The 12,193-nt window shown below is 61.5% G+C and carries 7 protein-coding genes; all 7 read right to left on the bottom strand.

The genetic code is table 11. From position 1 onward, the window contains the following. Positions 1-16: 16 nt before the first annotated feature. The 7 genes from AAEZ06_RS25040 to glgA all read right to left on the bottom strand — a co-directional run bounded on the left by AAEZ06_RS25040 (position 17) and on the right by glgA (position 11,704). The gene (locus tag AAEZ06_RS25040; protein ID WP_149413321.1) at positions 17-778 is read right to left on the bottom strand and encodes a PIG-L deacetylase family protein; all 762 of its coding nucleotides are present in this window, start codon (positions 776-778) and stop codon (positions 17-19) included. Between the two features lie 159 nt (positions 779-937). Continuing rightward, a complete protein-coding gene (glgX, locus tag AAEZ06_RS25035; protein ID WP_149413320.1) occupies positions 938-3,097 on the bottom strand; it encodes a glycogen debranching protein GlgX in 2,160 nt (719 codons plus the stop codon). A gap of 136 nt (positions 3,098-3,233) precedes the next feature. Then, positions 3,234-3,491 carry a DUF2934 domain-containing protein gene (locus AAEZ06_RS25030; protein WP_149413319.1) on the bottom strand — a complete coding sequence of 86 codons (258 nt, stop codon included), beginning with the start codon at positions 3,489-3,491 and terminating at the stop codon, positions 3,234-3,236. Positions 3,492-3,514: 23 nt separating this feature from the next. Next, on the bottom strand, positions 3,515-6,283 hold the full coding sequence (locus tag AAEZ06_RS25025; RefSeq protein ID WP_350616757.1) for a malto-oligosyltrehalose synthase: 2,769 nt from the start codon (positions 6,281-6,283) through the stop codon (positions 3,515-3,517). Beyond that, positions 6,280-8,364, bottom strand: coding sequence for a 4-alpha-glucanotransferase (gene malQ, locus AAEZ06_RS25020; protein WP_149413317.1), 2,085 nt, complete (start codon positions 8,362-8,364; stop codon positions 6,280-6,282). The genes AAEZ06_RS25025 and malQ overlap by 4 nt, the downstream gene beginning before the upstream one ends. Next, positions 8,361-10,130: a malto-oligosyltrehalose trehalohydrolase gene (treZ, locus tag AAEZ06_RS25015; RefSeq protein ID WP_149413316.1), complete on the bottom strand. Its 1,770-nt coding sequence runs from the start codon at positions 10,128-10,130 to the stop codon at positions 8,361-8,363. Before treZ ends, malQ begins: the two co-directional genes overlap by 4 nt. A gap of 14 nt (positions 10,131-10,144) precedes the next feature. Further along, positions 10,145-11,704 (bottom strand): glycogen synthase GlgA, encoded by a 1,560-nt coding sequence (gene glgA / locus AAEZ06_RS25010; RefSeq protein WP_149413315.1) that lies wholly within the window; start codon positions 11,702-11,704, stop codon positions 10,145-10,147. Positions 11,705-12,193: the final 489 nt, after the last annotated feature.

Genomic DNA, 12,193 nt, shown 5'->3' with positions numbered 1-12,193 from the left:
CTCAACAGTGGACTGGCTACACAAACACAATCTCATACGGCTCGCGCATTCGCTCCAGCAACACCTGCGCGAGCATCGGCGCCAGTCCGATCTCAGGATCACCCACCAACTGACTCTCATAGGCGTGGGCCGCGTGAAGCTTGCGGGCCACGCTCCAGGTGCTAAGGCGAACCTTGCGGGCTCGCTGCCAGGGAATGACCGCAGCTTCACGGGCAGGCCAATGCCAGGCCCAGATCGGCAGTTCCAAAAGACGCGCGCCCATCAGGGCGCAGGCTTTGGCGGTGGCACGGCCGACCGCGTCGTGGTCGTCGTTGCCATCGGTGCGCCAAGTGGTAAACACCACATCGCCGGGTTGCAGGTAACGGGCAATAAACTGGCTCAACTGTTGCTCTCGGGCCGCCAGGGCATTGTCGGTAAAACCACCGCGAATCCATTTCAGGCTGTGCAACGGCACACCCAGGCGGCGTAAAGCCTCGACACTTTCCTGCGGGCGAAACACGCTCAGGCGCTGCGCCGGCCACAGGCTGGAGCCCGGATGGCTGGCACTGCCGTCGGTGACGGAAATCAGCTTCAGGGAATAGTCGAGTGTGCTCAGCAGTTGCAGCAGGCCACCGCAGGCCAGCACTTCATCGCCGGGGTGCGGGGCGATTACAACGACGCGTGCGCCAAAGGGCACGAGCGTGACCGGGTTGATGACGGGGATTTGCGCCAGCTGTGGGGCGCTGTTCCAGATTTGCGCGGGACCACGGCGGCCTTCTCTCAGAGGTACAGGCTTCATGAGTGTCACGTCCTTGTCCTGGCCGTACCCCGTTGACGGGACGACTCTTCTTTGGTCCCGCGAGAATCAATGTTCTTGCGGTGTGCAGGCGTTCCAACCCTGGATTGCCGTGGCAAGAGTATTGATCATAGTCGGTGAAAAAATCCAGGCAGGTCTATTTCACACCTCGTCCTCATGTTGCAGTTCGAACAACAGCAGCGATCTTCCCGTCACAGCATATTCATGGTCGAAATCAAACCTCTCCTGGCCGCGCACGGCCGGTTGGTTGGTGTCGATCATGCAGGTCCAGAAGCCGCCATCGGGTACCGGCGGCAGGCGGAAATTGACCATGTCGTGGTGGGCGTTGACCACCAGCAGCAAGGTCGCATCGGCACCAGCACGGCGTATTCCGGTTTCCTGGGCGCGGCCATCCATCAACATGCCGAGGCAGCGACCCTGGCTGTCTTGCCACTGTTCGGTGCTCATCTCATTGCCGTCCGGGGCGAGCCAGGTCACGTCCTTGACGCCGATGTCTTCGTTGTAATCGCCCACCAGGAAGCGCCCCCGACGCAGGATCGGATAAGTCAGGCGCAGCTTGATCAGGCGTTTGACGAACTTGAGCAAAGCCTTGCCATCGTCATCCAACTCCCAGTTGACCCAGCCGATTTCACTGTCCTGGCAGTAAGCGTTGTTGTTGCCGTGTTGGGTGCGGGCGAACTCATCACCGGCCACCAACATTGGCGTGCCCTGGGCCAGGAGCAGGGTGGCGAAAAAATTGCGCATCTGGCGCAGGCGTAGGGCATTGATTTCAGGATCGTCGGTAGGGCCTTCAACACCGTGGTTCCACGACAGGTTGTTGTTGCTGCCATCCTGGTTGTCCTCGTCGTTGTCCTCGTTGTGTTTGTCGTTGTAGGACACCAGATCGTGCAGGGTGAAACCGTCGTGGGCGGTAATGAAGTTCATCGAGCTGTAGGGCCGGCGACCGCGCTGGTTGAACATTTCACCGGAGGCGGTCATGCGCCCGGCAAAATCGGCCAGTTGGCCGTCGTCGCCTTTCCAGAAGGCACGCACGGTGTCGCGGAAGCGGTCGTTCCATTCCACCCAGCCTGGTGGAAAGTTACCGACCTGATAGCCGCCAGGGCCAATGTCCCAGGGTTCGGCGATCATCTTCACCTGGCGCAGCACCGGGTCCTGGCGGCAAGCAACAAGGAAGCTGTGGCGCTCTTCGAAACCGTCGTGGTAACGCCCCAGAATGGTCGCCAGGTCGAAGCGGAAGCCATCGACGTGCATTTCGGTGGCCCAGTAGCGCAGGGAGTCAGTGACCATTTGCAGCACGCACGGGTGACTCAGGTCCAGGGTGTTGCCGGTGCCGGAGTCGTTGATGTAGAAGCGCTTGTCGTCGGGCATCAACCGGTAGTACGAGGCGTTGTCGATGCCGCGCATCGACAGGGTCGGGCCTTGCTCGTTGCCTTCGGCGGTGTGGTTGTAGACCACATCAAGAATCACTTCCAGACTGGCTTCGTGCAGATGGGCGACCATCTCCTTGAACTCGGCGATCTTGCCGCTGGCCAGGTAGCGCGGGTCGGGGGCAAAGAAGGCGATGCTGTTGTAACCCCAATAATTGGTCATGCCTTTTTGCAGCAGGTGCTGATCGTTGACGAAGGCATGGATGGGCAGCAACTCCACCGACGACACCCCCAACTGACGGATGTGCTTGAGCACATCATCGACCATCAGCCCGGCGCAGGTACCCCGCACGGCTTCTGGTACCGAGGGGTGACGCATGCTGATGCCGCGCAGGTGAGTCTCGTAAATGATGGTGCGATCCCAGGGTGTGCGCACGGGTTGGTCATTGCCCCAGGTGTGGGCCGGGTCGATGACTTTGCACTTGGGCACGAAGGGCGCGCTGTCGCGTTCGTCGAAGCTGAGGTCGGCGTCGGGGTGGCCAATGGTGTAGCCGAACAGGGCTTCGGACCATTTAAGCTCGCCCACCAGTTGTTTGGCGTAGGGGTCGATCAGCAATTTGTTGTGGTTGAAGCGGTGGCCGTTGGCCGGGTCATAAGCACCATACACGCGATAGCCGTAGATCAGCCCCGGATGGGCGTCGGGCAGATAGCCGTGGAAGGTCTCGTCGGTGTATTCGGGCAGCTCGATGCGTTCCAGCTCAATTTCGCCGGTGTCGTCGAACAGGCACAGCTCGACCTTGGTGGCGTTGGCGGAGAACAGAGCGAAGTTGACCCCCAGGCCGTCCCAGGTAGCGCCGAGGGGGAAGGGCAAACCTTCACGAATCCGCGACGGCTCGGTATCAGGCGTCGATTGGGTTTTGTCGGGTTTGCTCATTGATATGCTCCTGCAAATGGGTTCTTCAGGCGAACAGGGCCGTTCGTGGCAATCGGGCTTCTTGTGGCGAGCGGGCTTGCCCGCTCGCCACAAGAAGCCCGATTGCTACAAAGAGCACATCAGCCATGGGCTGTGATCAGCTCGCCGGTTTGCGCGGCGCTTTCGGCTTGGACTTGACGGCCGGTTTCTCCACCGCGCTCGCCGCTTTGGCAGGTGCCGCCGGCTTAGTTTTCGGCTTGGCCTTGGCCTTGGGCGCCTTGCTTGGCGTCAGCGCTTCAGCTTCAGCCAGTTTGCGCGCCATCTCCCAATGACGCGCCTCCTGGCCTTGGGGTTTGCCTTCGGACTCCCAGATCTGATACGCGAATTCGCGAACGCGTTTGTCTTCGGTACTCATCGCAATGCTCCTCACAGAAAAGTTCAGCTTTCTTGACCATTAGGATTGATAAAGATATTCACCGGAAAATCCCCCAGGGCTGCGCGGATACTCAACTCCTTGTTGGGTGTGACTGCGCCTGTTCGAAAAAGTCCCTTCCAATTTTTGGTTGTTACGGTGAACGGTAATTTGACCCGGGTATCGCCCCAAACTTGCGCGCCAACGTGGGGGTTGGCGCTGTTTTCAAGCAGGCTGTGGGTCCAGCGCGGCACCACCACCAACAGCCGTTTTCCTTGATGTTCACGGCAGAACGCTATGACTCGATCTGCATGCTCACCTACCACCTCCAACGGTTCGTAGCTGCCCTTGGCAAACAGCGCCGGGTGGGCCTTGCGCAAGGTCAACACCTGGGCAATCAGCGCCTGTTTGATACGCCCGTCACGCCAATGCTGAAGCAGTTGCCTCACTTCGACGGGCGATTGCAGCGCCTGTTGCCGGGCATTGAAATCCACCGGTCGACGGTTGTCCGGATCTACCAGGCTGAAGTCCCAGAACTCATCGCCCTGGTACAGGTCCGGCACGCCCGGCACGGTGAGGTGCAGCAAGGATTGCGCCAGTCCATTGAGGGCCCCGGCCGGCGCGATGGCCTGGGCGGCGACACCAATGGCTGTGCGCAGCGCTAACCCCGAATCGTCCAGCAACAAACGGCGCAGGAAAGCTTCGACACCTTGCTCGTAAAGCTCGTTGGGCGCGCTCCAGCTGCTGTGCAGTTTGGCTTCGCGCAAAGCCTTCTGTTGCCACTGCCAGAGCCTCTGATGATAGTCGCCAAGGCCCGAGGCATTGTCGCTATCGAGGTCCAGGGGCCAACTGCCCAGCAGCACTTGGTAGAGGATCAACTCGTCACCCGCCGAGGGCGTGGCTTGATCGCTGCGCAACGGCGCGGCAAGCGCGCGCCAATGCTGCACCTGCTCGGTGTACCAAACGGCACACTCGCTGAGCACTGCCAGGCGGGCGCGGCTGTCTTCGCCGCGCTTGTGGTCATGGGTGGCGGTGGCCAGCAGGTTGTCGGGGAAGGTCTGCAAGCGTTGTTGATTGGCCGCGTGGAAGTGCGCCAGGGGCGCGCTGAACTGCTCGGTGCTGAAGCCTACGTCATTGCGCGACAGCAGCACCGCCGAACGATAGAACGCGGTGTCTTCCACGGCCTTGGCCGCCGCCGGGGAAGTCAGTTGCTGGAAGCGCACACAGGCGTGCTTGAGGATCTTGCGTTCGCGACCCAGAGGACGGTCACGCCAGGGCTGGCCGCCCAGCCATTTTTCCAGGCAGTCGAGGACCGGCCAGTCGCCTTCGCTTAAGGTGCTGCGGGCACCGCTCAAGGCTCGCATAAAGAACACGTCGTCGCGCTCACTGCGGCCACGGGCGCTGATGTAGGTGCGATAGACCGGGAAGTGCACGATCAGCTCCTGCAAGGCGCGGCGAATAGCGCCCAGGGTCAGATCGCGGCTCATCACGTCGTCACGGGCCACCTGTAGCAGGGCCTGGGCGACGCTTTCAAAATCCCCGGCCAGGGAACCGTTGAGGATCTGCTGGCGGGCCAGCCAGGCTTCCTCGATAAACGCTGATGGACGTTCGGTGTTGCCGGTCCATAGCTCGGCCAAGGGTTCAAAGCCTGCGGGGTCATGTTGCAGCAGTGACAGTTGGTTCATGAACTCATAGCCGGTAGTGCCGTCGACCCGCCAGTCCTCATGCAGGGTTTCCCCTTCGCCGAGGATTTTTTCGACGTAGATCGGCAAGTGCTGGTCCGGCGATAGCGCATCCACCCGGCGTCGCAGCTTGCGGCAGTAACCGCGTGGGTCGGCCAGGCCGTCGATATGGTCGATGCGCAGGCCATCCACCAGGCCTTCGCTGATCAGGTGGAAGATCTTGCTGTGGGTGGCCTCGAACACGGCGCTGCGCTCCACCCGCAAGCCGCCCAGTTCGTTGACGTCGAAGAAGCGCCGCCAGTTGATGTCGTCTGCCGCCGTGCGCCAGTTGGCCAGGCGATAGCTCTGTTGTTCCAGCAGATGATGCAGGCGGGTAAAGCCTTGCGGCTCTCGCGAGTCGAAGAGGCTCAGGCTGTGCTCGATGGCGTCCAGGATCGTTGGGTCGCCAGCCAGGTCGACCAATTCCTGTTTCAGGATCGCGGCCTGGGGGTAGGCATCGGGCTGGTAGGCGAGGGTGCTGAAGCGGTCGGCCAAGGCCTTGAGCGGCTCATAAGCACGCAGTATGTCGCCGTAATCGCTGGGGCAGATCGGGAAGCGGTGTTCGTAGTGTTCGACGAAGAAGCTGCCGTGCTGTGGATCGAAGCGCAGTGGGATAGTGCCGGTTTGCAGCGCCTCCCCGTAGTCGCTGCCCAAAAACGGCATCAGCAACTGGCCCTTGAGCAGCGGGTCAGGCGAATGCCACTGGATGTCGAAAAATTCGCTGTAGGGGCTCAAACGGCCCCATTCCAGCAGGTCCAGCCACCAGGCGTTGTCGCTACCACCGACGGCCATGTGGTTGGAGACGATATCGAGGATCAGGCCCATCTGGTGTGCACGCAGGGCCGCCACCAACCGGCGCAGTGCCGGTTCGCCGCCCAGCTCGGGGTTGACGGTGGTGGGGTCGACTACATCGTAGCCGTGCATGGAACCGGCGCGGGCACTGAGCAACGGCGAAGCATAGAGATGGCTGATACCCAGGCGGGCGAAGTAAGGCACCAACGGCACTGCGTCATCAAGGGTAAAGCCTTTATGAAATTGCAGGCGCTGAGTAGCCCGAAGGGTCAATGGCTTCACCGGTCACGCTCGTGGGCTTGATTGCGCGCGACTGCCAGCAGTTCAAGGCGGCGCGCGGCGTTTTCGTTGTCGAGCAGGGTGGCAGCTGCTCCCGGCAGGCGACGACGCCAATTGGGATGGGTGTCGGTGGTGCCGGGCAGGTTGGCTTGTTCTTCAATGCCCAGGGCATCTTCCAGGGGCAGCAAAACCAGAGGGGCGCGGGTGTGGCCCAGGTAACGCACGCTGGCGTCGATCATGTGGTCGGTTTCGTTGCGCACTTCATCGCGAAAATTCTGCGGGTCCTGGCTCAAGGCCTGGCGCAGTGACTGGCGTTCCCGCAGGCGGTGTTCGCTCCACTGCTCGACGGTGGGCGTATCAATGAGCTCCAGTTGCACATTCCAGTCGATATCACGGCTGTGCCACCAACCATTGAGAGTGGGCAGGTCATGGGTGCTGGTGGTCGCCAGGGCATTGTCCGGCCAATCGAGGATAGGTTTGAATTGGCCGCCATGGTCTTGTTCGAACAGCAGCACGCGCATGCCGAGGATCGAGCGGGCGATCAGTTTTTCCCGCAGGCCGTCAGGCACAGTGCCGAGGTCCTCGCCGAGGACGATGGCCTGGTGCCGACTCGATTCCAGGGCCAACAGTCGCAGCAGGTCATCCACCGGGTAATGCAGGTAGGCGCCTTCTTGGGGCGAGGCGTCCATGGGGATCACCCACAGCCGTTGCAGGCCCATCACATGGTCGATGCGCAAACCTCCGGCATGGGCAAAGTTGGCCTGCAGCATTTCGATAAAGGCGCGAAAGCCGTTGCGCTTGAGGCCTTCGGGGGAAAAAGCGGAAATGCCCCAGCCCTGACCGGCGCGGTTGAGGATGTCCGGCGGCGCGCCCACAGTCAGTTCGGCGAGCAGTTCGTCCTGGCGACTCCAGGCCTGGCTACCCGCGCCATCGGCACCTACGGCCAGGTCTGCGATCAGGCCGATGCCCATGCCGCTGCCCCTGGCGGTTTGTTGCGCCCGCGCAAGGCCGCGAGCGATCAGCCATTGGCTGAAGGCAAAGAAGCCGATTTCTTCGCCATTGTCTTGCGCAAACTGCACCAGTGCCGGGCTGTGGGGGTCGCGCCAGTCATGCGGCCAATGGCGCCAGTCGAGGCTTTCACCGTTGGCGGCGCGCTCGGCCTGTACCGCCTCGAAGCGGCAGTGGTTTTCCAGGGCCTCGCCACCGGCCTGGCGAAAACTCAGGAAGTCGGCGTGTTGCGGGTGGTTGCCTTGGCGAAAATCCTGGTACAGCGTGCGCAATAGCTGTTGTTTGGCCTTGGCCGCAGCGGGCCAGTCGATCAGGCTCTGTTGTTCAAGCGCCTGCAGTTCATCGGCCAGGCCGCTGGTCTCGATGGCGCTGCGCAGCGCCCGTTCGCCGAGGATGCAACCCGGCGAAGCATAAAGGCTGTTAAGGAACAGGCGGCTGGAGGGGGAATAGGGGCTGTAGCGCTCAGTGTCGGCGCTGAACATGGCGTGCATCGGGCTGATCGCCAGGGCATCGGCGCCTCTTTCGGCGGCGGCGCGGGCCAGGTGCTCCAATGCCTGCGTGTCGCCAAACCCACCGTCACCGCTGCGGCGCAGGGCGTACAGTTGGGCGCTGAGGCCCCAGGCGCGGGCGGTTTGGCTGTCTACGGCTTCGGCGACGCTGTAGCAATGAGTCGGCGCCACTGCCAGGGTGAAGTGTTGCTCGGCAATGTGCGCCTGGTGGTAACCCACCGGCATCGAACCGACGAGAGTCGCGTCGGCGTCCAGCTCAAGGTCCAGGACGCTGCCGTCTTCCAGGTGGAGCTGGCAGGGCGTGCCTGGCGCAAAGTAGCGCGCCAGGTCCAGGCCTGCGCCAACATCCACGGTCAGCAGCGGTGGCAGGTGTTTGTCTTGTTGCACCCGCGCCAGGTCTTGCAGGCTGGCCGCAATGGCTTTGTCGCTGTCGGCGGGGTGGCCCAGGCCTTTGAGCACGGCGCGCAAGGCGTCGGGGCTGACACGTTGCGGGCGGCCGTTTGCGTCGATCCAGTCGACGGCCAGGCCCGCTCGGCTGGCGAGTATTTCCAATTGCGCTTCGCTCAAGGGTGCTCTCCAGTAAGGGTTGAGGATTCGCCCGGGGTCAGGCTGACACGGGCGCTAAAGGGCGCGAGCAACGTGTCATTGACGGTTGAAACCGGGGTCACAAACAGGCTGTGGACACCTGTTGGGTGCTTGAAGGTGGCAGGACTCAGATTGAGGTCGATCTGCAGCACGCTGCCATCGCCAAGGCGCCAGCGGGCAGAGATCGCGCCTTGCCCCAGCACGTGTGCACCCAGCGCCACGCTGCCCGGAAGATGCGGCACGATGTGTCGGTGGCGCAGGCTCAGCAACTGGCGGTACAGCTGGGAAGTGCTGCAATCGGCAAGGGCCGGGGCAGAACGGCGGAAGGTTTGCAGGGCGTTGGGATCGGGAATACGTTCGCGCCGCTCGGGGTCGGTGAAGGCGGCAAATTCGGCAAATTCGTTACGCCGACCTTCGCGCACCGCTTCAGCCAGCTCGCCGTGGTGGTCGGTAAAAAACAGGAACGGCTCTTCAGCGTTGACTTCATCGCCCATGAACATCAGCGGGATCATCGGTGACATCAGCAGCAATGTCGTAGCGGCCTTCAATGCTTGGGGGGAACAGAGTTGATGCAGGCGTTCGCCCAGGGCACGGTTACCGATCTGGTCATGGTTTTGTAGAAACAGCACAAATGCGCTGGGCGGCAAGTGCCTGCTTGGCTCACCGCGTTCACTGCCGTGACGGGTAGCGTGGCCCTGGTAGATAAAGCCTTCGCTCAGGCAGCGCGCCAGTTTGGCGGTGGGGTCGTCGGCAAAGTCGGCGTAGTAGGCATCGGTTTCGCCGGTCAGCAGCACGTGCAGGGCGTTGTGCCCGTCATCGTTCCACTGGGCATCGAAACCTTGCTCCAGCAGACTTGCCTGGTTGAATTCATTTTCCAGCACCAGCCACACGTAACGCCCCGAGTCCACTTGCTGACGGACCCGCTGGGCCAGTTCCTGGAGGAACTCGGGATCGTTGATGGCGTGCACCGCATCCAGGCGCAGGCCGTCGAAGCGGTACTCCAGCAACCACATCAGGGCGTTGTCGATAAAGAACTCGCGCACTTCACGGCGGCGAAAGTCGATGCCGGCGCCCCAGGGCGTGTGAGTGTCTTCGCGAAAAAAACCCTTGGCGTACTGCCCCAGGTAATTACCGTCGGGGCCGAAGTGGTTGTAGACCACGTCGAGGATCACCGCCAACCCATGTTGGTGGGCGCTGTCGATCAGCTGTTTCAACTGGTCGGGGGAGCCGTAGGAGGATTGCGGGGCGTAGGGCAAGACCCCGTCGTAGCCCCAATTACGCTCGCCGGGGAACTGCGCCAGGGGCATCAGTTCAATGGCCGTGACACCCAACTCGGCCAGGCGCGGCAGTTGTTTCTCAACCTCGGCGTAGCCCCCCAGCACGCCCACGTGCAGCTCGTAGATAACCGCCTCATGCCAGGGCCGGCCCTGCCAGGCGCTGTGGCGCCAGCGGTAGGCCAGCGGATCGACCACGACACTGTGGCCATGCACGTCCGAGTGCTGAAGTCGCGAAGCCGGGTCAGGGACCTCCCGCTCACCGTCGATGTTGTAGCGGTAGCGAGTTCCCGCCGGACATTGCACTTGCACTACAAACCAGCCATCTGCCAGGGGCAGCATGGGAACAGATGTGCCTTCTTCCAACTCAACGCTGACATAAAACGCATCAGGCGCCCACAAAGCGAAACGGGTGTGTTGCGCGTCGAGCATGATTGCGCCGTGGGGCCATGTTTCCAGAGTCCGTAACGGCATCTATAAAGACCTCTTTACTGTTTCCCCGATATTCCCAGGGTTTTCGCCACCAGTTGTTCGTAAAGTTCGGCGTAGGGCTCCACTGACTGGCACCAGTTGAACGGCGCGGCCATGGCCCGGCAACGCATGGCGTTGAGCAGGCCGGGGTAGGCAAAGACCTTGAACGCACGGCTCAAGGCAGCTTCGTAGCTTGGCACAGTGGATTCGTTGAACAGGAAACCAGTGACGCCATCCTCGATGGTGTCCGCCAGGCCGCCGGTGTTGCGAGCCACGGGCAACGAGCCGAAACGCTGGGCGTACATCTGGCTCAGGCCGCAGGGTTCATAGCGCGAGGGCATCAGCAGAAAGTCGCTGCCGGCAAACATGCGTCGCGCGTCGGTTTCGTTGAAGCCGATACGTACGCCGATCTGACCGGGAAAGCGCAGGGCGAGGGCACGCATGGCCTGTTCTTCCTCGGGTTCGCCGCGACCGATGATTGCAATCTGTCCACCGGATTCGACGATAAAACTGGCCACTGCTTCGGTCAGGTCCAGGCCTTTCTGGTAGACCAACCGAGAAACTACGGCAAACAGCGGGCCGGTGGAGTCGTGCAAGCCGAACAGGTTACGTACATGGGCCGCGTTTACGGCCTTGCCTTCCCAATCACCGATATTGAACGGGTGGGTCAGGTGCGGGTCGGTGGACGATTCCCAGCTTTCATCGATGCCATTGGGAATGCCGCTGAGCAGGCCTTGCTGGGTCTTGCTTGCAAGGAAGCCATCTAGACCGCAGCCGAACTCCGGGGTGGTGATTTCCTGGGCGTACGTGGCGCTGACCGTGGTGATGTGGCTGGAATAGGCCATGCCAGCTTTTAAAAACGACAGTTTGCCGTAGAACTCCATCCCCTCCTGTTGCAAGGCATGCTCGGGAATCCCCAGCTCCGGGCACGAGGCCAGGCTGACCACCCCCTGGTAGGCGAGGTTATGGATGGTGAACAGCGTGGGTGTGCGTGAACCACGCCAGTGCATATAAGCCGGAGCCAGGCCTGCTGGCCAGTCATGGGCGTGCACCAGGTCAGGGCACCAGTGGATTTGCGCCAGGTTGGCGGCAATATCGGCGGCGGCCAGGCCCAGGCGGGCGAAGCGGATATGGTTGTCTGGCCAGTCGCGACCATTGTTGGCGCCGTAGGGCGTGCCTTCACGCTCATAGAGTTCGGGGCAGATCAGCACATAGATGACCAGGCCGTCCTTGAGGTCCATGCGCCCGATCTTGCAAGGCGGTAGCGCAGCATGGCCGCCCAGCTCGCCGATGATATGAATGGGGTTGTCGCTCTCCAGCACCTGCGGGTAGCCGGGAATCAACACGCGTACATCGTGCAGGTGGGCCATGGCCCTGGGCAGGGCGGCGGAGACGTCGCCCAGGCCACCGGTTTTCACCAGATCGGCGAGCTCCGAGGTGACAAACAGCACTTTCTTGCGATTGGGGTTTTGAGACGAGACCGGCCGTACCGTGTTGGGAAGGTCCACCAATGAGGTAGGCCCGCCAATTGGCTGACTAAAACGCTCTCCCTGAGTATCTAAATCGGCACTGATCATAGTTCTCTCCCATGGTTGGTCGGCTGATAGCTTTGAGCCATCGGCGATGATTGACCGCATCCTGCGGCCAGGCGCACAAGCGCTACACAGACTGGCAAGCCTTATGCCAGTTGCGCTGGAGTCGTAAATAGAGTGGATGGACGGGCGTTCGGCGTGAACCTTCAGCGCTCGCCTTACCTTAAACCTGACCTACGGCAGAGTTAGAAAGTTTCGATTTTTTGCGGGGGCTTTTCTTTTGGTTGCGACCCATCGGTCATGAGTCTAGGCCAGATCCCAGAGCCTGTGGGCTGTGTGGGTATTTTTGTAGGACAAAATTTTTAATAGGTATCTACACATTTCTTGAGGTTGCTGATGGCTGGGTTCTAGGGGGGCTATTGAGTACATATCCGTTGTTACGGTAACGGCTGCTGGTGGTTTCGCTCTTACAGCGACTCACTTTCGAAAAGCCGGAATGCCGGCCCAGACGAAAGTAAGCAAAGCGCTCCTGCC

Source organism: Pseudomonas sp. HY7a-MNA-CIBAN-0227 (assembly GCF_040310325.1).
GTDB lineage: Bacteria > Pseudomonadota > Gammaproteobacteria > Pseudomonadales > Pseudomonadaceae > Aquipseudomonas.
Note: the sequence above shows the minus strand (reverse complement) of the source record. Positions and strands in the feature narration are given on the sequence as shown.